The 26,705-nt window shown below is 37.9% G+C and carries 28 protein-coding genes; 19 read left to right on the forward strand and 9 right to left on the reverse strand.

Translation table 11 applies throughout. The annotated features are described in order from the left end of the window. Nucleotides 1–70 precede the first annotated feature (70 nt). From SanaruYs_RS02885 to SanaruYs_RS02900, 4 genes are all read right to left on the reverse strand, one after another. Nucleotides 71–319 carry a YtxH domain-containing protein gene (locus tag SanaruYs_RS02885; RefSeq protein WP_127120999.1) on the reverse strand — a complete coding sequence of 83 codons (249 nt, stop codon included), beginning with the start codon at nucleotides 317–319 and terminating at the stop codon, nucleotides 71–73. A 111-nt stretch (nucleotides 320–430) separates the two neighbouring features. After that, on the reverse strand, nucleotides 431–1,447 hold the full coding sequence (locus SanaruYs_RS02890) for a hypothetical protein (RefSeq protein WP_127121000.1): 1,017 nt from the start codon (nucleotides 1,445–1,447) through the stop codon (nucleotides 431–433). Next, entirely contained in the window at nucleotides 1,434–1,943 is a 510-nt protein-coding gene (locus SanaruYs_RS02895; protein WP_127121001.1) for a P-loop nucleotide/nucleoside kinase family protein, read from the reverse strand. Before SanaruYs_RS02895 ends, SanaruYs_RS02890 begins: the two co-directional genes overlap by 14 nt. A 2-nt stretch (nucleotides 1,944–1,945) precedes the next feature. After that, on the reverse strand, nucleotides 1,946–2,455 hold the full coding sequence (locus SanaruYs_RS02900; RefSeq protein WP_127121002.1) for a hypothetical protein: 510 nt from the start codon (nucleotides 2,453–2,455) through the stop codon (nucleotides 1,946–1,948). Nucleotides 2,456–2,637: 182 nt separating this feature from the next. Between SanaruYs_RS02900 and SanaruYs_RS02905 the strand changes: the two genes are divergently transcribed. Continuing rightward, complete coding sequence (locus SanaruYs_RS02905; RefSeq protein ID WP_127121003.1) at nucleotides 2,638–3,288, forward strand: phosphoribosyltransferase; 651 nt, start codon at nucleotides 2,638–2,640, stop codon at nucleotides 3,286–3,288. Nucleotides 3,289–3,392: 104 nt separating this feature from the next. Here the strand turns inward: SanaruYs_RS02905 and SanaruYs_RS02910 are convergent, their stop codons facing one another. Further along, the gene (locus tag SanaruYs_RS02910; RefSeq protein ID WP_127121004.1) at nucleotides 3,393–4,271 is read right to left on the reverse strand and encodes a DUF2911 domain-containing protein; all 879 of its coding nucleotides are present in this window, start codon (nucleotides 4,269–4,271) and stop codon (nucleotides 3,393–3,395) included. A 204-nt stretch (nucleotides 4,272–4,475) separates the two neighbouring features. Between SanaruYs_RS02910 and SanaruYs_RS02915 the strand changes: the two genes are divergently transcribed. Next, on the forward strand, nucleotides 4,476–5,591 hold the full coding sequence (locus SanaruYs_RS02915; protein WP_127121005.1) for a baeRF3 domain-containing protein: 1,116 nt from the start codon (nucleotides 4,476–4,478) through the stop codon (nucleotides 5,589–5,591). Between the two features lie 404 nt (nucleotides 5,592–5,995). On the opposite strand, the gene polX is transcribed toward SanaruYs_RS02915, so the two are convergent. Next, nucleotides 5,996–7,726: a DNA polymerase/3'-5' exonuclease PolX gene (polX, locus tag SanaruYs_RS02920; protein ID WP_127121006.1), complete on the reverse strand. Its 1,731-nt coding sequence runs from the start codon at nucleotides 7,724–7,726 to the stop codon at nucleotides 5,996–5,998. A gap of 392 nt (nucleotides 7,727–8,118) precedes the next feature. Between polX and SanaruYs_RS02925 the strand changes: the two genes are divergently transcribed. From SanaruYs_RS02925 to SanaruYs_RS02935, 3 genes are read left to right on the forward strand one after another with little or no spacing between them, the layout of a single operon-like run. Next, the gene (locus SanaruYs_RS02925) at nucleotides 8,119–8,769 is read left to right on the forward strand and encodes a DUF4136 domain-containing protein (RefSeq protein ID WP_127121007.1); all 651 of its coding nucleotides are present in this window, start codon (nucleotides 8,119–8,121) and stop codon (nucleotides 8,767–8,769) included. A gap of 11 nt (nucleotides 8,770–8,780) precedes the next feature. Beyond that, nucleotides 8,781–9,374, forward strand: a complete 594-nt coding sequence (locus SanaruYs_RS02930) for a hypothetical protein (protein ID WP_127121008.1) — start codon at nucleotides 8,781–8,783, stop codon at nucleotides 9,372–9,374. 7 nt (nucleotides 9,375–9,381) lie between these two features. Continuing rightward, nucleotides 9,382–10,896 carry a Do family serine endopeptidase gene (locus tag SanaruYs_RS02935; protein ID WP_127121009.1) on the forward strand — a complete coding sequence of 505 codons (1,515 nt, stop codon included), beginning with the start codon at nucleotides 9,382–9,384 and terminating at the stop codon, nucleotides 10,894–10,896. Nucleotides 10,897–10,979: 83 nt separating this feature from the next. On the opposite strand, the gene SanaruYs_RS02940 is transcribed toward SanaruYs_RS02935, so the two are convergent. The 3 genes from SanaruYs_RS02940 to SanaruYs_RS02950 are packed head-to-tail and all read right to left on the reverse strand — an operon-like array spanning nucleotide 10,980 to nucleotide 13,510. Next, entirely contained in the window at nucleotides 10,980–11,933 is a 954-nt protein-coding gene (locus SanaruYs_RS02940) for an MlaD family protein (RefSeq protein WP_127121010.1), read from the reverse strand. Then, nucleotides 11,917–12,714: an ABC transporter ATP-binding protein gene (locus SanaruYs_RS02945; protein ID WP_127121011.1), complete on the reverse strand. Its 798-nt coding sequence runs from the start codon at nucleotides 12,712–12,714 to the stop codon at nucleotides 11,917–11,919. Before SanaruYs_RS02945 ends, SanaruYs_RS02940 begins: the two co-directional genes overlap by 17 nt. A 1-nt stretch (nucleotide 12,715) precedes the next feature. Beyond that, nucleotides 12,716–13,510 (reverse strand): MlaE family ABC transporter permease, encoded by a 795-nt coding sequence (locus SanaruYs_RS02950; RefSeq protein ID WP_127121012.1) that lies wholly within the window; start codon nucleotides 13,508–13,510, stop codon nucleotides 12,716–12,718. Nucleotides 13,511–13,723: 213 nt separating this feature from the next. Between SanaruYs_RS02950 and mgtA the strand changes: the two genes are divergently transcribed. The 14 genes from mgtA (at nucleotide 13,724) to SanaruYs_RS03020 (ending at nucleotide 26,703) form a co-directional block, all read left to right on the forward strand. Then, nucleotides 13,724–16,240, forward strand: coding sequence for a magnesium-translocating P-type ATPase (gene mgtA, locus SanaruYs_RS02955; RefSeq protein ID WP_127121013.1), 2,517 nt, complete (start codon nucleotides 13,724–13,726; stop codon nucleotides 16,238–16,240). A gap of 355 nt (nucleotides 16,241–16,595) precedes the next feature. Then, the gene (locus tag SanaruYs_RS02960) at nucleotides 16,596–17,288 is read left to right on the forward strand and encodes a hypothetical protein (protein ID WP_127121014.1); all 693 of its coding nucleotides are present in this window, start codon (nucleotides 16,596–16,598) and stop codon (nucleotides 17,286–17,288) included. A 76-nt stretch (nucleotides 17,289–17,364) separates the two neighbouring features. Further along, nucleotides 17,365–17,805, forward strand: a complete 441-nt coding sequence (locus SanaruYs_RS02965; protein WP_127121015.1) for a CBS domain-containing protein — start codon at nucleotides 17,365–17,367, stop codon at nucleotides 17,803–17,805. A 120-nt stretch (nucleotides 17,806–17,925) separates the two neighbouring features. Beyond that, the gene (gene acsA, locus SanaruYs_RS02970) at nucleotides 17,926–19,665 is read left to right on the forward strand and encodes an acetate--CoA ligase (RefSeq protein WP_127121016.1); all 1,740 of its coding nucleotides are present in this window, start codon (nucleotides 17,926–17,928) and stop codon (nucleotides 19,663–19,665) included. After that, nucleotides 19,662–20,666: a pyruvate dehydrogenase (acetyl-transferring) E1 component subunit alpha gene (gene pdhA, locus SanaruYs_RS02975; RefSeq protein ID WP_127121017.1), complete on the forward strand. Its 1,005-nt coding sequence runs from the start codon at nucleotides 19,662–19,664 to the stop codon at nucleotides 20,664–20,666. Before acsA ends, pdhA begins: the two co-directional genes overlap by 4 nt. 5 nt (nucleotides 20,667–20,671) lie before the next feature. Beyond that, nucleotides 20,672–21,046 carry a VOC family protein gene (locus tag SanaruYs_RS02980; RefSeq protein ID WP_127121018.1) on the forward strand — a complete coding sequence of 125 codons (375 nt, stop codon included), beginning with the start codon at nucleotides 20,672–20,674 and terminating at the stop codon, nucleotides 21,044–21,046. A 105-nt stretch (nucleotides 21,047–21,151) separates the two neighbouring features. Continuing rightward, nucleotides 21,152–21,568: a hypothetical protein gene (locus SanaruYs_RS02985; protein WP_127121019.1), complete on the forward strand. Its 417-nt coding sequence runs from the start codon at nucleotides 21,152–21,154 to the stop codon at nucleotides 21,566–21,568. 7 nt (nucleotides 21,569–21,575) lie between these two features. Further along, entirely contained in the window at nucleotides 21,576–22,139 is a 564-nt protein-coding gene (locus tag SanaruYs_RS02990) for a nitroreductase (protein WP_127121020.1), read from the forward strand. A gap of 6 nt (nucleotides 22,140–22,145) precedes the next feature. After that, complete coding sequence (locus SanaruYs_RS02995; RefSeq protein WP_127121021.1) at nucleotides 22,146–23,144, forward strand: alpha-ketoacid dehydrogenase subunit beta; 999 nt, start codon at nucleotides 22,146–22,148, stop codon at nucleotides 23,142–23,144. Continuing rightward, complete coding sequence (locus SanaruYs_RS03000; RefSeq protein WP_127121022.1) at nucleotides 23,137–24,267, forward strand: dihydrolipoamide acetyltransferase family protein; 1,131 nt, start codon at nucleotides 23,137–23,139, stop codon at nucleotides 24,265–24,267. The genes SanaruYs_RS02995 and SanaruYs_RS03000 overlap by 8 nt, the downstream gene beginning before the upstream one ends. Then, on the forward strand, nucleotides 24,264–24,524 hold the full coding sequence (locus tag SanaruYs_RS03005) for an acyl carrier protein (protein ID WP_127121023.1): 261 nt from the start codon (nucleotides 24,264–24,266) through the stop codon (nucleotides 24,522–24,524). Before SanaruYs_RS03000 ends, SanaruYs_RS03005 begins: the two co-directional genes overlap by 4 nt. A 175-nt stretch (nucleotides 24,525–24,699) precedes the next feature. After that, a complete protein-coding gene (locus SanaruYs_RS03010) occupies nucleotides 24,700–25,164 on the forward strand; it encodes an Hsp20/alpha crystallin family protein (RefSeq protein WP_127121024.1) in 465 nt (154 codons plus the stop codon). Nucleotides 25,165–25,188: 24 nt separating this feature from the next. Beyond that, complete coding sequence (locus tag SanaruYs_RS03015) at nucleotides 25,189–25,863, forward strand: BON domain-containing protein (RefSeq protein WP_127121025.1); 675 nt, start codon at nucleotides 25,189–25,191, stop codon at nucleotides 25,861–25,863. 267 nt (nucleotides 25,864–26,130) lie between these two features. After that, complete coding sequence (locus SanaruYs_RS03020; protein WP_127121026.1) at nucleotides 26,131–26,703, forward strand: DUF4136 domain-containing protein; 573 nt, start codon at nucleotides 26,131–26,133, stop codon at nucleotides 26,701–26,703. Nucleotides 26,704–26,705 lie beyond the last annotated feature (2 nt).

Genomic DNA, 26,705 nt, shown 5'->3' on the forward strand with positions numbered 1-26,705 from the left:
TAGCAATCAGCATTTTCCATGTTGCAGTACACCGCCCTTTACAATACCCATAACCATCGATAAAGCAAATTTAGACCGATTCATTCTTTTCAGTCTGGGAACTGTTCTTTACTGGTTCTTTTAGATTGCTTGTAAATGAAGTCAATAGTTCTTCAAATTTCCGGTCGATTTTGTCGTTAAGTGCATCGGCCAAATCTTCTCCTTTCTTAGCGATTTTTTCGCGTGTGCTCCTACCCTTACCTGGAGCGAACAGCATGCCAAATACAGCACCAGCCGTTACACCGGCAAGTACTGCTAATATTGCTTTTCCATTATTCATAAAATGAGCAGTTATTGTTCTGTTAAAGTATTAATGTCTCCCCCCACTGGACAATGATGACTATCATTTACACATAAGATTAGTGTTGAATCTGTCAACCTGAACGTAGCCTTATAGAGGAACTTGATTTATATAACTATTCATAAGCTCAAGATACTTCTGGACTTCTGATAGTTGAAGTGCGGCTTCTTTTTGGTTTTCAGTCTGTTCGAATTGCAAGGCATGTACTTTAGCACGAATATTGGCGCGTAGTGATTTGAAATAGATAAAAAGTGTATAATCCTCATTTACCTGAAAAGCAGAAAAATACTGTCCATACGCTTGTAAAAAAGCCTGTGATAAATGTTTTTGATGAAATCGCTCAAAATCCATGCATAAAAAAGCCAACTCATATAAGACATCAATTTGTCTGAATTGATCATTAAACTCTATACAATCAAAAAGCACCGGCTTGCTATAAAGAAAAATATTGCCACAATGAAGATCGCCATGTACATCGCGTTGAAAACCGTTTGTAATCCGCGTCTGTATCCTGTCACCATAGTGTTTTAAAAATCGATCACTCCATCTAATTGCCTTCAAAACAATATTCGCATGATGAGTATCAATGTGTTCTTTAACAGTAGGGATGATTGTACTAATTTCATTGAAAATTTCGCGATGCTTTTGAATTTCAAATCGATTGAATGTCTTCATGGCTTTATGATGAAAGCTTGCAATCTGCATCGCTAAAGATTTAATAGATTTAGCTTTTACCTTTTGTAGGTGGAACATATTATCCAGTCTCTTTGATACCTGCATTTTTTTCATCTGAACACAATATTCAGAAACAGGACCTTTAGGGCTCTCTCCTATTACCCACTTTTTGTTAACAAATCGTATTGGTAAAACCGCAAGATAAATAGATGAAAAGCGTCTATTAAGATCTAATTCTTTTTCGCAATTTTTCTTACGAAGGCCGAGCGTAGAAAAATCAAGAAAATCCAACTTAAGTGGTTTCTTAATCTTAAATGCATAATCTTTACTCAGAATCACCCATGAAATATGAGTTTCCTCAATTCTACCCCTAAGCCTGTGGTTTAGATAACTACCATCAACCGCCATTATTCTTACATCAATTTCTTTCACTGCTTATATAATTTTTAGCGGTTTCTATCATTGCCTCCAGATTATTATTAGTGGATTGCAGTGTAATATGTGGCATTGTTATTTCTTCGAAATCATCACGAATCTTTTCATATACACTATAATCGGCCTCGCTGTACATACGTGGTTTTTGTAGTCTTTCTCTAATGATATTTTCATCCGCAATAACCTCAATAACCCAAATGGAAGCTCGGTTAGCATAAGCAAGCCTGACGAACATTTCACGCATGGTGTGATGGTAAAACGTAGCATCTACAATCACATTTCTATTTTCCTCAATCGCATGCTTCGTTTTTTGCAGCATTTCTTTGTAAACAAGGAGCTTATCTTCAAATGTGTATCGACTAATGGCTTGCAATTGATGTCTTACCTGATCACTATTTATGTAAATAAAATCAAGTGCTGCTGCCAGTTTTTCCGCAAAGTAACTCTTACCAGATCCAGGTAAGCCAGAAACGATAATGATTTTACAGGGCATTTCTATCTTCCATAACCATTTAACAGGTACCTGGCTTTGTGAGAGAGCCTTACATTTTCACTTCTTGCAAAAATTTCATTTTTTACGCATCGGAATTCTTTTTTGAATTCAAAAATTAATATTTCAAGTTCAGCATATTCTTGCTGACAATCAGGAATATTGCTGATGTACTTGTTCTCTCCAGCGATTGTTACTTGCTTTACGAGGCGACCTAGTCGCTGTGATAGAGAAAATCTTTTTTTCTCAAATTTAGTAAGATCGGAAATCAGTTTTCGTGTGTCTTCAATGTATTTTTCGTCAATAAACCACATAAAATAATTATCCATTAGTTTACGGTAGAAATTAATTTCATCATAATAGAAATTAATTTCAGATTGCCATTTTTCAGTATTAATCTTCATCTCTGCTAAGGATATTTCTCTTTTCGTTTGTAAAACCGGATATAGTTCTATTTGATTTTTCCTGAAGTCCATTTTTTCGGATGGTCGTTGTACAATAGTTCGTTTCGACATGACTTTATCACTTATCTGTAGTGAAGATTACAATCTTTAATATTTTTTATAATGACCATTATCTTACTAATCTGATTCTTTTATCATGTAAAGAAAAGATATTGAACATTTTTCTGTGGCTCATTCATCATTTTATGCTTTTCTAAAATCAGATACATTGCCAACAAGTAAAAAGTCTTGATATGTTTACAGACAGAAAAGATGCCGGATTACAACTCGCGCACGCATTAGATAAATACCGACATAAAAAAGTGCTTGTGCTGGGAATTCCACGGGGTGGCATAGTACCGGCTTATTATGTGGCTTTGCACCTTAGCGCTGAATTTTCCACAATTGTTGTAAGGAAGTTAGGACATCCTGATAATCCTGAAGCTGCTTTCGGTGCTATTGCCGAAGACGGAAGCATCTATCTGTCAGCAGCATCTTCTGATTCCATATCGGATAGTACAAAGACTATGATCATTGAAGAACAGCAAGCAGAAATTAAGCGGAGAGTACGAATACTAAGAAAGGGAAAAGCTTTACCTGAATTAAAGGGTAAAACTATCATTCTAGTTGATGATGGTATAGCCACGGGGGCCACGCTTTTTGCGGCCATCGCCATGTGCAAGAAACAAAATCCGTTAAAAATTATCGTTGCGGCTGCTGTTGCTTCGCAGAGCATGGAAGCAGAAATTAGTAAACTCGTAGATGAAGTAATCATTCTTGAAAAGCCATTTTCATTTTATGCTGTTGGTCAAGGATACAAGCATTTCCAGAATATGAGCGATGAAGAAACCTTGTCTTATATTGATGCCTGGGAAAGCAGAAGTATCAAAAAATTTGATGTGTGAGAAATACCTGCATACCCAACATTTCAAATAAAATTGCCATAAAAGAAATCATCCGTTCCTCTAGCTTGAAACGGATGAGTTGTTCTCTGTTTATGGTGTCCTGACTATTTAATCTCCTTCTTCACCGCTTTCCACTTGGCAATTTCCATCTCATTGATTCTTACATAATCCTCATCGTTTTTTTCCCGAGCTTCTTTAATTGAGAGCTGAGCAGTCTCAATAGCTTCACGGTAATTTCCCATCTTCGCATATATTTCTGCCTTTGTGTGTGTCATCCAATAGGCGCCTGGCGCAAGCTTCAGCGCTTTATCTATCCACTCCATCGCTTGCTTGAGATCACGATCGGTATCCAGATAATATTTGGCGGATAAATAATATTCTCCTGCTATTCTTCCTTCTGGATTTGTAGTGAATTTTTTGATGTCCTCCATTACTTTATCATCTATAGAAGATGAAATGCGGAAGGAGACTTTCGTATAGTCCCACTTGAGTTCAACTTCTGCACAACTCGAACACACATTGGCAAAATCGATGGTAAATGTTTCAACTTGCTCTTTTAACTGCTGAGGTTTTACTTTTATGCGAATGGCATCAGAACCTTCATTGTATGCGAAGTTCCCCCAAAGCCAGGCATCTCTATTGAATATGATCGTCCACTCCTCCTTACCTGGAATGGTATAAATAGCGTAAGTACCGGGAACAAGTTTGTATTGATCCTGAATAGTCAGTTCTTCACGAATAAACATTTTTGTAGATTGGTTAGCTCCTGAACGCCAAATTTTATTGTAAGGTACTAACTCACCAAAAATTACCCTGCCTCTTACACTCGGCCTTGAGTATTCGATGCGAACTTCATTGAAGCCTATTTTTTGGGTTATTGTTGAGAAGGGACTAAGATCAGGCAATACTATCTGCGCCTGTACCAGACTACCAGCTGCCAGTAATAGCACCAGCAGGTGAATAATAGCATAAAACTTTTTCATGTTGTATTTTTTATTAGTTACTCCGAAACTACCCTCAGCGTAATAACATCACCATGATCATTATCATCTTAGCTGGGGATTCCTGATGAGGATTGTTTTTTTATCCGCTTGTAAACGTATGTTGGCTAAAAATCATTGTTTTAGATAACCATTGTCATCAAGACAATAAAAGTTCGTGAATAGATTCATGTAAACATAAGTCCTATGAAAATTGAAGTTTTAGAACGCATTTTTTCTGAGAAAAAAGGTTCGTGCTTATCCATTATTATTCCACAGCATACTCTATCCCGTGAAAGAATGCTCAACGTGGAAATATATCGTAAGGCCATTCGAAAGGCAAAATCCTTGTTGAAGCGAAAGGAAAATGACCCTGTTATAATTGAAACCATGCTTGCCAAACTTGAATCACTTAACAATGCATTTAATCCGGATGTAGCATTAAACGGAATTGGTTTGTTCATTTCCAAAAACATTGCAGAAAGGGTTAATTTTCCCTTTGCTGTAAAAGAAAAAATTATCGTTGATAGTAGTTTTGAAACACGAGACCTGTATTACTTAAGACAACTGATGACACCTTATTATATCGTGGCGCTCACCAAAAAAAGTGTTCATCTATATCTAGCACAGGGTGAAGACTTAACAGAGATTAAGGATGGACAATTTCCTATGCAATACCAGGAAGAGTATGAGTATGAGCGGGCTAGTTTTGGAACTTCTTTTGGATTCTCGCAAAAAGGTTTTGAAAAAGATAAGCGGACTGGTATAAAGTCAAGAATAGATTTATTTTTCAAAAAAGCAGCTGAGCAGCTTACACCTTATGTTGAGAAAAACCATCATCCGCTTATCTTGGCCGGGACTAAAGAAATGATCGCTGAATTTAAATCGCAGTCAGTTCTTCCAAAGAAAATTGATGGTGAAATCATTGGACCCTTCAAAGAAGATGAGCTTTATAGATTAAGGACTAAAGCGTATGCAAGTCTGATTAAACATCAAAAGTTAGAAATAAACGCCAAAATTAATGACTTTATCGAAAAAGACACAGTGAAACATCTTGCCAAAGGCATTCAGGAGGTGTGGCAAGCTGCTCATCAAGGCCGAGGTCTGACACTGTTGGTAGAAAAAGACTATAAGCAGATTTCTTATCTGCGTGAGAGTGATCCTTCGCTTTATTTGCGGGCACCAAAAGGTAAATACACTCTAGTTCCAGATGCTGTGGATGAGATCATAGAAACCGTGCTGGAAAAAGGTGGTCATGTTTTTTTTACAGAAGATAATAAACTTCGGAGTTTCAATTCCATTGCGCTGTTACTCCGGTATTAATTGTTAAAAACAGTATAGTATGCTTGTTTGATAATTATCTAAAGGTATAGTGACAATTGTCATCGCATTCACATGGTCGAATATTATATCTTTGAATCAACATAATTAAAGTCTTGTCCGGCAAAGTAGGACATCAGATATTAAGGCTTTTAAAAGAGCATGAAACTGTTGTTTGAATAACAGAATAAAAACTGTGTCTTGGCCAAAGTGAGATGATGACTTATGTAGATTCAGGTAGAATATAATATTGCAAAAGGTATTTAAAACTATCTGTTATCCAAAAGGCGAAGGATGTATAATTCTCCGCCTTTTTTGTTTAAAAAAACGTCACGAATATTTCTCAGGTTTATAAACCAACATGGTGCTAAGGCTACATATCTTTCTTAAGAAGATGCTTATTTCAACTATTTTTTGGTGAATAATCGCTTTAGCTCTTTCCATGACAGCGTATTTGCAATATGTTCCGGTTTACACCAGGCACGTCTGGCCACAGACAGGCCTATTTTCATAAAATCATAATCTGAAGCTTTATGGCTATCCGTGCTAATGACCAGCTTTACTCCTTTTTCTTGTGCAAGCAAGGCATATTCATCGTGAAGATCCATCCGGTTGGGTTGTGCATTTATCTCCAGCAATGTTCCTGTTTCCTTTGCTGCCTCGAGAAGCTTATTAAAATCAATTGGATAAGACTCGCGTTTGCCAATGAGGCGCCCAGTAGGATGCCCTATACAATGCACGTAATTATTTTGGCATGCGCGAACTAGCCTTTTGGTATTATCATTTTTGAAGCCAACGTGAATGGAAGCCGTTACCCAATCCAATTGTGCCAGCACCTCATCGGATAAGTCGAGTGTTCCATCAGAAAGGATATCTACTTCCGCCCCTGATTTCAAAAATGATGTTCCCAGGCGTTTATTGATTTCTTCAATAGCTGAAATTTGTTTTAAAAATTTCTTTTCATCCATACCTTTAGCGATTCGTGATGATTTTGAGTGGTCGGTAATAGCGATATACTCGTATTTAAAATTGGTGCGCACATACTCAACCAAGTCATCTAATGACAATTGCCCATCGGACCAGTTCGAATGCATCTGTAAATCTCCTCGAATGTCTTGTAACCTAACCAATGAAGGGATATTATGATTTAAGGCTAATTCAATTTCACCATGATCTTCCCTCATTTCAGGTGGGATCATTTGCATTTGCAGACTATTATAAATTTCTTCCTCTGTTCTACCTCCTATTCGTTTAGTAGTTTTAATATTGAAAACACCGTATTCATTTATTTTAAAGTCTTTTCCTTTTGCAATTGATCTAAGATGAATGTTATGTGCTTTTGACCCTGTAAAATACTGAAGAGCACTCCCCCATTCTTCTTCTTCCACAATACGAATGTCAGCTTGGCGTTGATTGGCCTTGAGAATAATACTGGCCCTTGTTTCTCCGCGTGCCAATGTTTTAGAAGCAAGCGTTGGCGAAACAAAGAAATCAATTATCTTTTTTCGTGCTTTAACAGGCGCAGCAATCAGGATGTCGATATCTCCAATCGTTTCTTTTCGTCTTCTCAAGCTTCCGGCCATTTCAATTTTTTTGACATTTGTTAATGGGCTAAGCAAATTAATTATACCTTCTGCTTCAAGTAAAGCATCATATAATAACATCCGACTCTCCAATGTTTTGTGAAGCTTTAAGTTTCTTAACAAGTTCTCTACCTTTCGTGGACCAAAACCCTTTAGCTTTTGAATTGAACCATCCTCTAACGCTCTAATCACTTCTTCTTTTGTTTGCAGATGAAGCTTTTTATAAATTGTTTTTAGTGATTGTGGTCCAAAGCCCGTAATGTCCATTAACTCAAGTAATTCAATAGGAACTTTATGTTTAAGCTTTTCCAATTTGCCGATTACCCCGGTAGTTAAAAATTCTTTAATGTCTGACTCAATACTTTTACCTATACCTTGTATATCAGTAAGAGTACCTTGCTTGTCATAAAAAGAAATATCTTTAGATAACTCTCGAACGGAACGAGATGCATTTTCATACGCAATAGCCCTGAATGGATTGTCACCACCCAAAAAGCGATAGATGGAGGCTAGCATTGACAAATCAGCAGATAACCTTTTATTTTTGTCAGACATATTCTAAATCAAATAAATCTGTAGAGCGTTTTCAATGATCATTGTCACCAAGCTTTGTCTGATTCATCACCGTCATTTTTTGATACATGCGAGATAAATACCGCTTCAATTATGGGAGCCATATTCGCTTAATAAGTAATCTTATTGTGTGCAACCATTGTACAGACGCTGCCTGGCCACTTTCTATTTAATCTGCTAAGAAAGTAAGATACAGGTTATGCAAATTGTCTCTATATTATTATATGACTATCGTACAAGCCTGTTGACATATCAAACCCTCATCCACTTGTTGCTTTTGTTATTGGGTGTCAATTCTGTGTAAATCAAATGATGCTTATCATAGCGCTAAGACACAACTTGTACTAAGTTGACATTGATTATAAAATATAAAAATGAGAGCAAAACCAAATATAAAAATCATACTAATAGTCGCTCTACTCATGCTGGGTTGCTATCCGGAAGAACCAACATATGTTGATGAATTGGATATTGTGTACACAAATTATAATCCCGCTTTTGATTTTAAAGGGGTAAATACATTTGCACTACCTGAACACGTAATTAAAATTGACGATTCAACCTTCTTTAATCATAATGGGAATACTGAACCGGAATTTGTTTCTGATCTATATGCGAATATTATACTGAATACGATTAGAAATAATATGATAGCATTAGGCTGGACAGAAGTTAATAAAAACTCAAATCCTGATGTAATTCTCCTTATATCTGTATCCACCACCACAACAATTTATTACTACTATGACTGGTATTATTGGAACTGGTGGTATCCCGGCTGGGATCAAGGATGGGGATGGTACTATCCTGGCTACTATAATCCAGTATATGCAGGAGGCTATCGGTCAGGCACGCTTCTTATTCAAATGACTGAAGATGTAAATACTATGGTTGATAAGAATGTGTCTGTTCCCTGGGTTGTAGTAATCAATGGCCTACTGGAAGGTAATCCAACGTCAATTGAAAGTCGCTTGAGTAATACCATCAATCAGGCATTTAAGCAATCACCCTATTTACAGCAATAAACTCTTTTGCTATGAAAACTTTTTTCAACTCTCTTTTAATTTTATTCTCTTTTCTCTGCTCCATTAATATGCAGGCTCAAACCTATGGCACTTTAGAATACGTAGTAGCGATGCCCCTGCAAGATATGAAAGACTATATAAATAAGACAAGTTTTAGAGGAATTGCTTTTGACTATCAGCATAAAATTGACCCTAAACTTTCTGTAGGGTTGAATGTGGGCTTAAGTTTATTTTATGAAAAAAAGTCATATGCCACATACATCGATGGTACGTCCTCCATTTCTGGCATTCAATACAGATATTTAAGTGCAATTCCAATTTATGCCGGAGGGATTTACTTCTTAAATGAAGATACTCGCATGAACCCCTTCGTTGGATTTTATATAGGTACCACTTATACCATACGTGATACTGATATGGGGCTCTATCGTTGGCAAGAAGAAAACTGGAGCTTTAGCATGCGCCCTGAGGCTGGCGTTATATTCAAGCCTGTTAAAACTTTCGCTATAAAAGTTTCTTTGAGGTATAATGAAGTATTTAGAACAGAAAGTATGGGGAATCAATCATTTTTGGCGATCGTAGTTGGATTAGTAATTATTAAATAGACAACTTATGCAGCAGTTTAAAAAATTGTTTAGTCTTCCTTTTATGATACTTCTTTCTATTACTATAGGAGGATGCGAAGCACAAATCAATAAAGAAGCCGAAAAAGACAGAAGCATTGATAACCATACCATATCCATTGAAAAGAAACAAAGCGCAGGCAAAGGAAAGATTGATACAAATCAGTTTGAGATTAATGCCAAGTTACCCACAACTGATTTCAGGTATGCAGCAAGTAAGGTAACGCCTGCCGTGGTACACGTTAACTGCACATGGAAAGCAAATGAAAATCAGGAAGAGCTTAGACAATACGACCCATTCAAAGATTTCTTTGGTGATGATTGGTTCAGATTTTTTGAGCCCTTTCGGCAACGTGGTCCGGTGGAAGGTTCTGCCTCAGGCGTTATTTTAACAGCCGATGGGTACATTATTACCAATAATCACGTAGTTCAGGATGCCGATGAGGTGGATATAATTCTGCACGATCAGCGTTCTTATAAAGCTAAAATTATTGGTTCTGATCCGACAACCGATCTTGCCTTATTAAAAATTGAGGAGACTGATTTGTCATTTATTGAATTTGGTGATTCTGACAATGTAGAGGTTGGTGAATGGGTGCTGGCTGTTGGTAATCCCTTTAACCTGGCCTCTACTGTTACTGCTGGGATAATAAGCGCAAAAGCAAGAAACATTGGCATACTGAAAGACCGAGAAGCGGTAGAATCATTTTTACAAACGGATGCAGCTGTTAATCCTGGAAATAGCGGTGGAGCCTTAGTAGATCTGAATGGGAAATTAATAGGGGTTAATACAGCTATTGCCACGCCAACTGGAACTTATGCAGGATACTCTTTCGCCATACCCGTAAATATTGTAAAGAAAGTTACCAATGATTTACTGAATTACGGTGCAGTGCAGCGAGGATATCTTGGCATTATTATTCGTGATATGACTGGAGAGATTGCTAAAGAATTAGATATACGATTCACGCCTGGTGTATACGTAGATAGCCTTACAAAAGATGGTGCGGCCAGTATTGCTGGGATTAAAGCAAAAGATATTATTATAAAAATTGACGAAAGAAAAATTGAAACATCACCTGAGCTCCAGGAAATTGTAGCGAAGCACCGTCCGGGTGAAAAATTAAATGTTACCTTTCTTCGCAAAGGAGAAGAGCGGCAAGCCGTTGTAATTCTTCAAGGTGCACAGCAAATAGCCAGTGTGTCGGGTAAAGAATATAGCAAAATATTAGATGAGCTCGGTGTTGAAGTACAAGAGTTAACAGCAAAGGAGCGAACACACTATAAGCTAAAAGGAGGCATTAAGATAACTAGCATCACAAAAGGGAAAATTCAATCATTCACTAACATTAAAAAGGGTTTTATCATCATTAAAGTAAACCATACTCAAATCTTTACAAAGGATGACTTTATTCGAGCTCTGGAAAACATGAAAGGTCAGGTAATTATTGAGGGCGTCTATCCATATTCCTCTGGATATTTTTCATATGGATTTACAATGTAGTATCTGTATATGGCCTTCTACAGATAATTAATCATTAACTTTTTTTTCTAATACTTCTGATTACTTTTCTTTAATTATGCTTTCTATTCTTGCTTTTGCTTCTTTATACCTTTTCGTAACAGAAATGAAAATTGAGCGGCTTTAAGATCAATATCCAGGTTTTTCGAACTGCTTTCCAGGTTTTTAAGAATCAACTTCAATCGTGCACCCTCTGCTTTATCGTGCATAAGCATTCCTATGGCAGTAGTGCTATCACTACTGATGGCTTTGAGTTGTGTTACAATGAGTAGCGTTGTATCTGCAATTTGCTTAATTTGTTGCACAATTCCACTGATGGAATTAAATACTACAGTATCGGTAGCCAAATCATTAGCCAGCGTTCCTTCCTGATTTAACTGGGCTGCATACCTATTTAAATTGAGGAGAAATTTCTGTGCATTGGAAGAGGTTTGCTGGATAGATTGAATAGCAAGATTGACGTTGTTATATAAAGAATTATCGTTAAGCAATTTCCCCATGCTTCCTTCACCTGACACCATCCTCTTACTGATGATCCTAAGGTCATTGGTCATAGATTTCAAATTCTTATTACTTTCCTGTAAAACTTTAAGCATATCTACCTGTGATACTGATTTTTCTACTTCCAGTGTATCTCCCTCCTGCACCGCTGCAACCATCTCGCTTCCTCCATAAATAACCACTATTTTGTTTCCAATAAACCCATCGGTACTGAGTTTAACCTTTGCGTCTTTACGTATATACCCCTGAGCTTTTACATCAACACTCATCCTTACTTCTACCGAAGAACGACTGTAAAAAAGAATTTCTTTGACTGTTCCTACCTTAACGCCCGATAACCAAATATTATTCCCAGTTTGTAACCCATTGACATCTTCAAAAAAAGAAACGATGACCATTTTTTTTTTGAATGGTTCATGCAGGTTACCAACCATGAGAATTCCACTAATCAGAAAAATCAATCCGACAAAAACAAAAAGGCCAACAATAACAGCACGTCTATTAGGAGATTCTCGCATGACTTTCTTGAATAAAATTGTAATTGTAAAAACTTTTTATCGCTTCATCCTTACTTGCAAATACATTTTCGAAACTTCCAATTTTTATAAACTTTCCATCCAGTAGCATAGCAATCCGGTCACCCGTGTGTTTCGAGCAGGTAAGATCATGTGTAATGATTACCGAACTGGTGTTGTATCGTTCCTGTACTTCCCTGATCAAGTTATTTATTTCACCGCTTGTGATGGGATCTAATCCCGAAGTTGGCTCATCATAAAGAATAATTTCAGGTTTAAGAATTAACGTTCTGGCAATGCCTATTCTTTTTCGTTGTCCACCCGAAAGATCAGCAGGCATTTCATTTACTTTCTCTGTCAGACCTACAGCATCCAACGCTTCATACACTTCTTGATCTACTTCTTTTTTGGTAAGTTGTTTCTTGGTCATCACTAAAGGAAACGACAGGTTTTGGTACACATCCATACTGTCGTATAGCGCGCTGCTTTGAAATAGGAAACCTACTCGTAAGCGTAATGCATCCAGCTCTTTTCTTTTCAGCTCGTTAACTTCCTTGCTCAGCACCCACACTTGACCTGCATCAGGACGGAGTAGTCCAACCATAATCTTGATCAATACGGATTTGCCTGAGCCCGATTTGCCAAGTACCGCTACGTTTTCGCCCCTGTACAAAGTAAAATCCACGCCTTTCAACACATCCAGCTCATCAAATGATTTTTCTAAGCCAGTAATGGCGATAACTGATTCTTCAAGATTGATTTGATGTTTAGCTTGCTCTTTCATATCAATAATACCGGATCCAGTTGGTTATTTGAACAATTACTATTTCTTCCAGAAAGATGAGAAACATAGAAACGATAACAGCCTGATTTGCCGCTCTTCCTACACCACGCGTTCCTTTTCTTGCATTATAGCCTTTGTAACAACCAACCAATCCGATTGTCAGACCGTATACAATAGATTTGATTACCGAAGTATTGATATCCAAAAAGGAGACAGATGAAAATGCATTGTGATAAAAGGTGACAAATCCCGTAGCCTCCTGAGCATGTACATTAATATATGATCCAAATAGTCCTACACAGATACAATACAACGAGAGTACCGGAATAGTGAGTGTAGTTGCAAACACTCGCGTGACTATTAGGTACTTGAATGGATTAATGGCAGATACTTCCATAGCTTCAATTTGCTCTGTCACTTTCATGGAACCAATTTCAGCTCCAATACTGGAACCTACTTTTCCAGCACAAATCAATGCAGTTACCAAAGGACCCAATGCCCGAATGATGGCAATGCCCATTAATGAAGGTAACCATGAGGTTGCACCAAAATCTTCAAGTGAAGGACGAGATTGTTTAGTGAATACTATTCCTATGATAAATCCTGTTACAGTAATTAGTGAAAGTGATTTAAGACCTATCTCAAAACTTTGATTTATAACTTCGTGAAAATGAAACGGTGGTAGAAAAGATTCCTTGAAAAAACGCACTGTAAATGTTGAGGCATCAGTCACACCCTTAAGAAAAGAATCGATACCTTTTGTAAATAAATAGGTCCTGGAACCGGTTGTATTCATATTGAGTGGGTCAGAAAAGTGGCAACTCATAAATTGATTGTCCGAAATATGTATCAGTTACCAAAATCAAAAATCTAACTACGTAACATATATAACAATGACAGGTATCCTTATAACATATGATACCAATCATCAATACCAAGCGCTAAACTGAGGGATAAAAGCTTTAATTTAGACATATGCACCAAACGAAGATCGGCATCAAAAGTCTTTATGAATAAGTCGTTTCCATATTGGAGTATTAGCTTATCAGAGTTAATTAAAGATTTAGACACAACGATTCTAGGGATAAGCGATGAAAAAGCATCTGATAGAAATAATAAAAGCATGATCACACCAATGCAAAGTATACTGGTTAGTGATATTCGTTTACTATTAACTCAGTTTAAAAGTCCGCTTGTACTCTTACTAATCTTTGCAGTTATTCTTTCTGCTATTCTGGGTGAATACACAAACACATTCATTATTTTAGGAATTATATTTTTAAGTGCCTTGCTTGGATTCTGGCAGGAAAGAAAGGCGAATCATGCATTAAGAAAATTACGAGACATGGTTCAGGTTAAAGCTACTGTACTCAGAAACAATATAGAGAAAGATATACCTGCATCACAAGTGGTTTATGGTGATGTGATTTTATTAAATGCGGGTGATATTATACCTGCCGACTGTATAATAGTTGAATCAAACGACCTTCACATTAGCGAAGCTTCTCTTACGGGTGAGTCCTTTCCAGTTGAAAAAGAGATTGGTTTAATGCCCATCGATACACCACTTAGTAAAAGAAAAAATTGTGTTTTTAAAGGTACAAATGTTATTAATGGTACCGCAAAAGTATTGGCAGTGTATACTAATAGCAAAACCGAATTTGGAAAAATATCAGGTGCTCTTAGTTGGCACGAGCCTGAAACCGCGTTTGAAAAAGGAATAAAGAAATTCGGCTACATGATTATGCAGATTACTATGATACTTTCAATTATTATATTTATTATTAATATTTATCTGGGTAAAAATGTTATAGACTCTATACTTTTTGCGTTAGCATTAGCAGTAGGTATGACACCTGAACTGCTGCCTGCTATAATAACTATTACGCTTTCGGCTGGCGCAAAGAGATTAGTCGATAAGAAAGTTATAGTAAAAAAACTATCTGCTATACAAAACCTAGGAGCTGTAAATGTTTTTTGTTCGGATAAAACAGGGACTCTGACAGAAGGAAAAATATCTGTCCAGTATACTGTTGATAGTAATGATAATGATTGGCCAAGAATAAAGACATTTGCGTACTTAAATTCAAGATTTGAGACTGGTTTTACTAATCCTATGGATGAAGCTATACGCAACCTTACGGACATAGACATTGATGGCTATCAAAAAGTAGATGAAGTGCCGTATGATTTTATTCGTAAAAGATTAAGTATTGCCGTAGCATTTCAAGGTATGCATTTATTGATTACAAAAGGAGCCTTAAAAAATATTCTTGAAGTGTGTGATTCAGTTGAGCTTGCTAGTGGAAATAGACTTCCACTAAATCAGATGAGAAATAAAATAATAACTATTCACGAAAAATATAGTAGACAAGGCTTCAGAACAATTGGCCTTTGCTATAAGGACATAACAGGCGATCCTCTTATTAATAAAAAAGATGAAAGGGATATGACCTTTTTAGGTCTTGTTATTTTAGCCGACACTATCAAACCCGGGATAGCTAACATTATTCACGAATTGAAAAGTTCAGGCGTAACATTAAAATTAATTACCGGAGATAATCAACTGGCTGCCGCGTTTGTGGGCAAAAAAATTGGCTTACAATCTGAAAATGTACTTACTGGTGGAGAGCTTAGAAAAATGAGTGAAGAGGCTCTTGCCATAAAAGTCAATGAGATCGATGTATTTGCCGAAATAGAGCCTAACCAAAAGGAACGATTAGTAAGAGCATTGCAAAAATCTGGTAATGTAGTTAGTTTTATCGGTGATGGTATTAATGATGTATCTGCACTTAAAACAGCAGATGTGGGTATCACGGTTGATAATGCCGTAGATATTGCTAAAGAAACAGCTGATATTGTCCTCATGGAGAAAAATCTTGAAGTACTGCAAGAAGGAATTTTAGAAGGAAGAAAGACGTTTATCAATACACTGAAATATATATTTATAACAACAAGCGCCAATTTTGGAAATATGTTTAGTGTGGCTGGCACATCATTATTTCTACCATTCCTCCCACTCTTGCCTAAACAAATACTCTTACTAAATTTTCTCTCTGATTTACCAGCCATGACCATTGCCTCAGATAAAGTGGATGCCGAATTACTTAATAAGCCAAGAAAGTGGAACGCCATGTTAATTCGTAAGTTCATGATTGTTTTTGGTATTGAAAGTTCTCTTTTTGACTTTCTAACATTTGGTACATTATTGTGGCTATTTAAGGCTAATATCGAGCAGTTTCAGACAGGTTGGTTTATTGAATCCTGTATTACCGAAATTCTTATTCTTCTTGTCATCCGTACACAACGCTCATCTTTCAAGAGCAAGCCAGGAAAATATTTGATTTACATGAGTATCATTGTTTCCATTGGAATAACTACTCTACCTTATTTTTGTTTTTCCAGTTTAATGGGTTTTACCCCACTACCAATCACAATATTTATCGGTATGGTGGGTATTGCATTCTTGTATGCATTTATTGCTGAGATAACAAAAAGGATTTTTTTCAGAAGAGTAAGTTTATAACGGCCTCTACCTATTAAATTAGTTTATATCTAAAAATATCACTTTGATAAACTCAGGTCGGATCAGTTTAAAAGCTACATTAAGCCTCTTGTTGTAGCCTTATCATATACCGAACCTGACCATATTATTTCTGATTCTGTTACTATCATAGCATTACTATTGACTGCTTGGTGGGAAATCTTATTATCAAAACAAGTATTTCCTGTTCAAGAACATTTAATTTTTTTTTCATTAAATTTTTAAGAAAACATAAACAGGATATAAATCACACACCAGTGGTAACATTGATCATGGTAAAGTAATAGACTTCTTGGCAAATTAATAGTTGGATAATGAGTCTACTCAATATGTTAATATGAAAAATAAGCTACTTCTTTTTTGCTTAATACTATACAATTGTAATGGCGATAGCGACAGTGTTATAAGTGAATCTGTGTGGGATATAGATAAGCAAGGCATACCTCAATTTGTAAGTACAAACTATATCGAACTGGATAAGATTGCACAAATATCAAAATTCAGGTCATCGGTAGGTCATGACTATTCAGATGCTTTTGAGCACTGCCGAAGTATGAAACATTATTTTAAACCCTTTGATGACATTGTATGGAGTACTGTTAACATTTATTCCCCTATTGACGGTATCATCACCCGCATTGAGCAAGAAATTTATGGAACAAAGATTGAGATTGAATCTAAGCAATACCCAGCTTTTCGGTTTCAGCTTTTTCATCTCACACCCGATCATGAAATAAAAATTAACGATGAGGTTGCAGCGGGTGAGTATGTCGGTAAACATGCAAGTCAGGATACTTACGCTGACATTTCGGTGATCGTTAATGATCCTAGCAAACAAGGACGTTTTATTTCCTGGTTTGATGTTGTGACCAATACTCTATTTGAAGCGTATAAGGATCGGGGTGCCATTAGCCGAAATGATTTTATTATCAGCAAGGAACTTCGTGACGCATACCCTCTTGATTGCAATAATTTTGGTTTTAATGATCCGCTTGAAAAATGGTTTAATCTAAATGAGAGGCTACGATAAGTAACGAGTAAAGTATATTTGCTTATGCTACATAAACAGACGTAAGGACAGCAGGCATTTTTAAAAATAGACAATTATGAATGTAGGAAAAATTTGTACGAGAAATACAGTTACCATACGGGAAGATAAGACTGTTAGAGAAGCTGCCAAACTTATGAAGGAGTACAATGTTGGATACCTGATTGCCACATTGGAGCAGAAAAATATACCTATACCCGCAGGTATTTTAACTGACCGCGATATTGTAGTGAAGTGCCTCTTTAATGGCTATAATATCAATGAAGTAAAAGTCGGGGAAATTATGAGTACACCTGTGTTAACCGTTTCCGAATCTTTTTCTATTCTGGATACACTTATGAAAATGCGTTTGCGTTATAATAGTATCAGACGCATCCCGGTAGTGGATGAAAAAGGACACCTTACGGGCGTCTTATCCCTGGATGATATACTTGATTATATCTCAAAAGAATTAAATGAGATAACTCAAATATTTCACAGAGAGGAACCCTTGGTCTGACAAGCAAGCCCCAAAAATCGATCCGTCAATAGAAGCTTGCTGCTGTTACTGTAACCAAAATCATGTAGATTGGGAAACAACAGTCATTGAGAAGCCTTGTATAGTCAACTACATTTATTTATGCGTGATGTAGCTGCACAACCTGCCATAACACCCAATATTGAAGATTATGATTCAGTATATAACTTTTTTAATTGGGAGATAGCATACAGGGGACTAAATGGATTACCCTCTGGCAACGGTCTAAATATGGCTTATGAAGCCGTTGAACGCCACGCGGAAGTATCAATAAAAAATCACACTGCTTTGCGCTTTATCAAAAGTGATCGCACAACAATTGATATTTCCTATGCAGAACTTTCCCGCTTATCCAATCAATTCGCCAACCTGTTAAACTTCTTAGGTGTAGCAAAAGGAGAAACTGTTTTTACGCTTACTGGTCGTATTCCTGAATTATATATCGCAGCATTTGGCACACTAAAAAAGCTTGCTTTGTTTTGTCCGTTGTTTTCGGTATTCGGTCCTGAACCAATCTATCAGCGATTGTCAAGAGGCAATGCTAAAATTCTGGTTACCACCCTTGACTTATTTACAACAAAAGTAAAGCCCCTACTCGATCGTTTACCAGCACTTAGCCATGTTCTGATTACAGACATCGAAAAGGATATTGATGATTTAGCCATATCCCTGCCACTAAGAATGTCGAAGGCTTCATCAGCTTTTACTATTCCCGATACCAAACCAACTGATGATGCGTTGCTCCATTTTACGAGCGGTACCACAGGTATGCCAAAAGGAGCAGTACATGTTCATGGTGCTGTACTTACTCACTTAGTAACCGGAAAACAAGTATTAGATTTTCATCCGGGTGATATCTATTGGTGTACAGCCGATCCCGGCTGGGTAACAGGCACTTCTTACGGAATAATTTCACCATTGGTAAATGGTGTGACAAGCATAATCGATGAAGAAGAGTTTGATGCTACCCGCTGGTATTCAGTGTTGGAGGAACACAAAGTAAGCATATGGTATACGGCCCCTACTGCTATCCGCAGACTTATGCGGATGAATATAGAACCGAAAAAACAATTCAACCTCGAACACTTGCGCATGATACTAAGTGTTGGCGAACCACTCCATGCTGATGCCGTAAAGTGGTGTCAAAAAACATTTGAGGTTCCGGTACTGGACAACTGGTGGCAAACTGAAACAGGAGGTATTATGATTTCCAATTTCAGAAGCTTGCCGGTGCGTCCCGGCTCAATGGGCAAACCGCTACCTGGTGTAAAAGCAGCGATTGCAGCAGTTACTGAAAGTAGTATTCAGATCATTAAAGAGCCAGACAAAGAAGGACACCTTGTATTGAAACGAGGTTGGCCATCCATGTTTAAAACATATTTGCATGAAGATGAACGCTATGCAAAATGTTTCCGTGGCGAATGGTATCTCACTGGTGATTTAGCACGATGCGATGCCGATGGCTATTACTGGTTTGTTGGTCGGGCTGATGACATCATCAAAACTTCTGGTCACATGGTGGGGCCGTTTGAGGTGGAAAGCTCATTGATGGAACATTGGGCTGTATCCGAAGCCGCAGTGATCGGAAAACCAGATCCACTCATAGGAGAAATAGTCAAGGCTTTTATTGTGTTAAAATCCGGTACTACAATCAATGAAAATTTAAAACTTGATATCATGGCGCATGCGCGTAAAAAACTGGGGGCAGCTGTAGCACCAAAAGAAATTTCGATTGTAGCGTCTATTCCAAAAACACGGAGCGGTAAAATTCTAAGAAGATTACTAAAGGCCAGAGAATTAGGGTTACCCGAAGGTGATCTGTCAACACTGGAACCATCATGAACACGAAAATTACTATAGAAAACAAAACATCACCGGTTGATCAGGAGACGGCCAAAAAACTATTGTATCAAATGATGTTCATCAGGCGTTTTGAAGAAAAGTCAGCCGAGCTATATACAAAAGAAAAGATTCGCGGGTTTCTACATTTATACGTGGGCGAAGAAGCGGTAGCTGTTGGCATCATGCATGCATTGAATCCGGGAGACAACCTCCTCTGTACCTACCGTGAACATGGTCAGGCTCTTGTGCGTGGACTAGATCCAGGAGTCATCATGGCCGAGATGTACGGAAAACAGGAAGGTTGCTGTAAAGGAAGAGGTGGTTCCATGCATTTGTTTGATGTATCCAGAAAATTTTTTGGTGGTAACGCCATAGTAGCTGGTCATTTACCAATGGCTGTTGGCATGGCACTCGCAGATAAGAAAATGAAGAACAATCAAATTACTTGTTGTTTTTTTGGTGAAGGTGCTGTTGCAGAAGGCGAATTTCATGAAGCATTTAATCTTGCCTCACTCTGGCAAGTGCCGATATTATTTGTGTGTGAAAATAATTTGTATGCTATGGGAACCGCTATTCGCTACTCTCATGCCCAGACAAATCTGGAATTAAAAGCAGCAGGCTATAACATTAGCGCTGGATCGGTTGATGGAATGGATCTGCTTGCTGTGATACAAGCATCACAACATGCCGTGGAAATCATACAGCAAACTGGTAAGCCCTATTTCTTGGTATGCAACACTTATCGCTTTCGCGCTCACTCCATGTTTGATGCAGAACTCTATCGAGAAAAACAAGAAGTAGAAGTATGGAAAAAACGAGACCCAATCCCCGCCTTTTCCAAACTACTATTGGAACATCAACTGGTAACAGAACAGGCCATAAAAGAACTAGAGAAAAAGATTGATATGGAAATACAACAGGCAGTAGACTTTGCGGAAGCAGGAACCTGGGAACCAATTGATCAATTAACAAATTTTGTTTACAGCAATTCCATAATATAATACTTATGGCAACCATCATCCATTTTCACATGAGTGCCGATAATCCAGAACGTGCAAAGACTTTTTATAAAAAATTATTCAATTGGAAATTTGATGCGGCCCCTGGTTCCATGAACTATTCTATGATTAAGACAAATGATCTAACCGGCCAAAAGGGCCTTGGTGGTGGAATGGCTAAACGTGACAAAACAGAGCGACCTGGAATAATTAATTATGTAGGGGTAGTTTCCGTTGATGATACTATTAAAAGAGTAGAGTTGCTTGGCGGAAAAATAATTCAACCTAAACAAGCTGTTCCCGGGTTCGGCTATTTAGCTACTTGCATTGATACTGAAGATAATTTATTCGGGTTATTTCAAGAAGAAATACAAACAAGATAAATATTTTAGAATTACTTATATGAAATCGCCATGAGCTGGCGCAAACCCAGGAGCATGATAATGAGGCGATTCCGTGTGTCCTAAAGCAAAAAAAAATATTAACACATGAAAAAGATAATTCTCATAGGCTTAGCAGGCGGCATACTTGTGTTGGTTATTGGAATGCTCACCGGAAAAATTTATGAGGTGTTGGCTCCTTCTATTAAAACAGAGTTTCAAAACACCAATCTTTTCAGACCCTGGATTGATCCAATCATGTCATTATATTTTGTTCACCCATTTTTGTTAGGCATCATATTGGCATGGGTATGGTCAAAAGTTAATCCTGTTATATCTGCTGATACCGATTTAAAAAAAGGTTTGTGGTTTGGACTTTTTGTGTGGATGGCCGCTACACTCCCCGGTATGTTAATTTCGTATGCTTCCTTTCCTATCTCTCTGCTAATGATTATTGCCTGGACAATCAGTGCACTTTTAGAACTTCTTTGTCTTGGAATTCTATTTTCAAAAACACTAAAATAAAAATAGCATGAACGAAGTCATTAAAACAATCTACGAACGAAGAGCAGTTCGAAAATATAAAGATCAGCCAGTTGATCAATCCCTTATAGACCAGATTCTTGATGCGGGAAGAATGGCTCCATCAGCCATGAACCGCCAGGTTTGGAAATTTTATGTACTCACGGATAAAGAGCAAATCCGTTCTTTATCACCGCGCATTGTTAAGGTAGCCAACAAAGTATTAAGTTGGGCACATGGTGTTGATCGCTCGAAGACAGAAGATATTATTTTCCACAATGCACCAGTAGTAATTTTCGTTACAGCCCCAATGAAAAATGAGTGGGCTGCACTGGACATTGGCATGTGCTGCCAGAACATGATGTTGGCTGCGAAGTCATTGGGTCTTGATACCTGCCCAATTGGATTTGCTAAATTTTTAGCGAAAACAGATCGGATTTCAATACTTGGAATGCCCTCTTCAGAGCAAATTCAGTTAGCAATCATTGTAGGATATGGTAATGAAAATCCACCCGTTCATGAACGGAAGAAAGATAATGTAAAGTATGTAACAGCAGAATTGGAAATGATCTAAATGGAAATGTCTGCACCATCAGTATCTATAAAACTTTCGTATCGCGAAGCACTCAAACAATCTTTGCGTGACGCACTGAAGAATGACGACCGTGTATTTTTAATGGGCGAAGATGTCGGTCGCTATGGTGGTGCCTTTGCTGTTAGCAAAGGATTGCTGCAGGAGTTTGGAGCCGATCGCATCATGGATGTGCCACTGTCTGAATCCGGATTTGTGGGTGCAGGTATTGGCGCGGCACTCAATGGCATGCGGCCGATCGTTGAAATAATGACGGTAAATTTCAGTTTGCTGGCTTTCGATCAGATTGCTAATAATGCTGCTACGCTACTACACATGTCGGGTGGGCAATTGAATGTACCGGTTGTCATTCGCATGAGTTGTGGTATTGGCCGACAGCTTGCGGCACAACACTCCCACAGTTGGGAACCTTTGTTCGCCCATATACCTGGATTAAAAGTGCTTTCCATTGGCACGCATGAAGATGCTCGGCTCATGCTCCTCACTGCATTGAAGGAGCCCGACCCCGTAATCATATTTGAATACACGGCCATGCTTAATCTTGAAGGAGAAGTACCAACAGATACAATTTCGGTCGACAGCATCTATGCTAAAGTTCGCAGAACAGGAAAAGACATTTCTATTATTACATACGGTGCAGGAGTTTACAAATCATTGGCTGCGGCTGCTGAGTTGGCACAGATTGGTGTGGAGGCCGAAGTAATTGACCTTAGAGTACTGAGACCATTGGATGAAAAAACAATTGTTGCTTCTGTAACCAAAACACATCGAGCGCTCCTTGTCGAAGACGCCTGCCAGTCAATCAGTGTCTCATCGGAAGTGAGTGCCCGAATAATGGAGAAATGCTTTTATGAACTGGATGCGCCTGTCTTAAGACTCTGTGGTGTGGAAGTACCTATCCCCTACCCAAAGCACCTTGAAGACGCGTGCATCCCGCAGAAGGAACAAATAGTAACCGTTGCAAAAAAAATAGTTTGCCATGATTGATTTTCGGATGCCAAGCCTTGGGGCTGATATGGAGAGTGCTTTTCTTAGAGAGTGGAAAGTAAAACCCGGAGACGTTGTAAAACGTGGGGATATCATTGCAGAAGTAGAAACACAAAAAGGAATTATTGACATTGAAGTGTTCAATGACGGAATAATTGGTGATCTTCTGGTTAAGATAGACGAAAAAGTTCCAGTAGGAACATTGATGACGCAGATTTTTTCCTTAGAGGAAGTTAAAACAGAAGTTAAAAAATCCGGTGAAGCAGAAGTACCAAAAGAAAAACCCAACATACACTTGGAAGTACACCGAGCCTCTCCGCTGGCAAAACGGATAGCAGCTGAGAAAGGAATTGATCTATCATTAGTAAAAGGTACAGGAACGGATGGTGCTATTACCCGAGAAGATGTGGACAAGGTTGTAGTTGAACAGACTTCGCCCAAAGCTACATCAACAAAAACGGCAGGTGAAAATATACGGGCAGCAGTGGCGGCCGCCATGAGTAAATCCAATCGAGAAATTCCGCACTACTACCTCCAAACAAAAGTAGATATGAGTGGCGTGCTCAACTGGCTTGCACAAGAAAATAAACAGCGCGGAGTAAAAGACCGTTTGCTACCCATCGCACCCCTCATTAAAGCGGTTGCAAAAGCTTTAGTAGAAATTCCGGATTTGAACGCCTGGTGGGAAAATGGATTGCAACGGAAATCAGGTATTAACATCGGTTTTGTCGTGTCTCTTCGTACCGGTGGCATTATCGTTCCTGCTATCCATGATGCGGATAAGAAGTCGGTTGGGGAAATTATGCAAACACTGACTGACATTATTTCCAGAGTCCGATCTTTAAAACTTAGAAGTTCTGATTTATCGGATTCAACTATTACGATCACAAGTCTTGGTGATGGAGCTGTTGAAACAGTTTATGGTGTCATCTATCCTCCCCAGGTTGCGTTAGTGAGCTTCGGTGGTATTACAGATCAACCCTGGGCAGACAATGGAATGCTTGGCGTAAGACCGGTACTGAACATTGGTCTGGCAGCAGATCATAGGGCAAGTGATGGGAATACCGGCAATTTGTTTCTTACCTTATTAAAAAACCTGCTAAAAAAACCTGATTTGTTATGAGTAAGGAAGAAATAAAAAAAAGGGTATTCAAGGCGCTGAAAAATATTGCTCCGGATACTGAACCCGAAAAACTCAGTGAGAATAGTAATATTCGAAAGAGTCTGATGATTGACTCATTTGACTTCCTGCAATTTATTGTGGCACTGGACAATGAATTTGCGATACAAACACCTGAAGAAGATTACGGTAAAATTGGAACGCTGGAAGAACTTACAAGTTACATCCTGGAGCAAAAAAGCAAGAATGCTATAAGTTAATCCTGGCAGCCAGCAGGAATATACATTGCACAGTAAATCACAGTTCATCGCAATTCTCTGCTAAGACTAAGAATCAAAGTCTTAGCGATCGCTGACTGGCATCATCGACATTCGGCTGTTGATGAAATATTTTTGAATCAAAAAAAATATTTCCACATTTAAAACCAAAAAAATTATGAACACGTTATTAAAACCAGCAACCGGCCTGTCCAGAGTATTTTCTGATTGGCTGAGACCCGATTCATTGTTCGATAGAGAGTTTTTTGATATCGAATCAGATTTATTCCCTGCAAAGCCAGGCGTAAATGTTCCATCAGTGAACATAAAAGAAACGCCTAAGGAATTCACCTTTGAACTGGCGGCTCCAGGTATGGAACGAAAAGATTTCAACATTGAGTTGAAAAATCACTCTTTAACAGTCAGTGCTGAAAAAGAAGAGGAAAATGAAGAAGGAACTGAAAAAAGTGATTATTGGAGAAAAGAATACTCCTACAATTCTTTCACCAGGTCCTTCATCTTGCCAGAAAATATAAAGGAGGGGAACATCGATGCGAAATACGAAAATGGCATTTTAATGATCCATGTGCCCAAAGCAAAAGAAACACCGGTTGAAAGTCCAAAAAAGATTATGGTCAAGTAAAGTGAAAATAATAAAGTTATCTGTATGAAAACAAATGATGAACTTCAAAAAGATGTGATGGAGGAACTTAAATGGAGTCCTCAATTACGGAGTGTATATACTCAAATTGGAGTATCTGCTAAAGATGGTGTAATCACGCTTTCAGGTATTGTTGATAGCTACAGCAAGAAAATTGCAGCTGAAAAAGCTGCTCAGAACGTTCATGGAGTAAAAGTGGTTGCTTCTGATGTGGAAGTTAAAATTGGAGGACTTGGCGTTAAGACTGATACCGAGATTGCTGAAGCAGTAAAAAATGCCTTACGTTGGAATAGCGCTGTCAATGACGATAAGATTGAGGTAAAAGTCGATAAGGGTTGGGTGTATCTCAGTGGTGAGGTTGAGTGGGCATATCAAAAAGTTTCTGCACAAGAAAGCGTTGAAGACCTACTTGGAGTTAAAGGAGTAACTAACACCATTAACCTGAAAAAAACAAATATTGATGCCAAAGAAATTAAAAACAAGATTGCACAAGCTTTCGTGAGGAGTGCATCAGTTGATTCAGCGTCAATAAAACTTGATATTGCAGGAAGCAGGGTTACATTGCATGGAACTGTCCGTTCATGGGCAGAGAAGAAAGAAGCAGAAAGAGTGGCTTGGTCATCTCCTGGTGTGCTTGCCGTTGATAATAAGATTGAAATAGACACGGAAGTATTTGCATGAAAGACAAGATTCAATTGGCTAAAACAAAAGGCGGAAATTTCCGCCTTTTTTATTGTGCAGGCTGTATGCTTCTCTTTGAAAGAAAGTAGACTTAAGCAAGCATAGAACCCAGACTTAAACTACGCTTAGATTCAATGAAAATTTTTAATAGTGTGCTCCTGAGTTTGGTATTTTTTTAAAATGACAAAAGTCTTATTCCTCAAAAATCAACGTCATTTCGCATTAATCGTTATCATTCTATTTTTAAAAAAATAAAGAAAAAACGATATGAAATACTTTAATATACTACTGGCAATTATTTTGGTTTCTGCTTGCTCTCCTCAGATACAAGTCTATTCAGATAGCGATCCTGGATATGCAGTGCAAAATTTAAAATATTTTGATTGGAGTCAAAAGAGTGATATCGAGAAAAGTAAGAACCCACTCTACTATAATGAATTAAATGATAAACGTATCAAGAATGCTATCCTAGAACAACTTACAATGCGTGGATACACTTTATCTGAAGTATCCCCAGAAATGCTTATTCATTATCATATCGTTGTGGATGATCAATCTACAATTGTGCGTACAGAGCCCTATGGGTATTTTTATGGACCCTATTGGATGAGGACACGAACAGACGTCTATTCTTATCGAAAAGGTTCTCTAATCATTGACCTAATGGATGCCAAAACAAATAATTTAATTTGGCGAGGATGGGCAACAACAAACTTAACATCAATAACACCAGATGAAGCAGAGGAAATAATAAATCTTGCCATTTTTAAGATATTCAGGCGATTTCCTCACTCGAATAAAAAGCAACACCAGGAAGTGTCAATAATACGAAATGACTAGGT

Origin of the sequence: Chryseotalea sanaruensis, from assembly GCF_003990915.1 — a bacterium.
Lineage (GTDB): Bacteria > Bacteroidota > Bacteroidia > Cytophagales > Cyclobacteriaceae > Chryseotalea > Chryseotalea sanaruensis.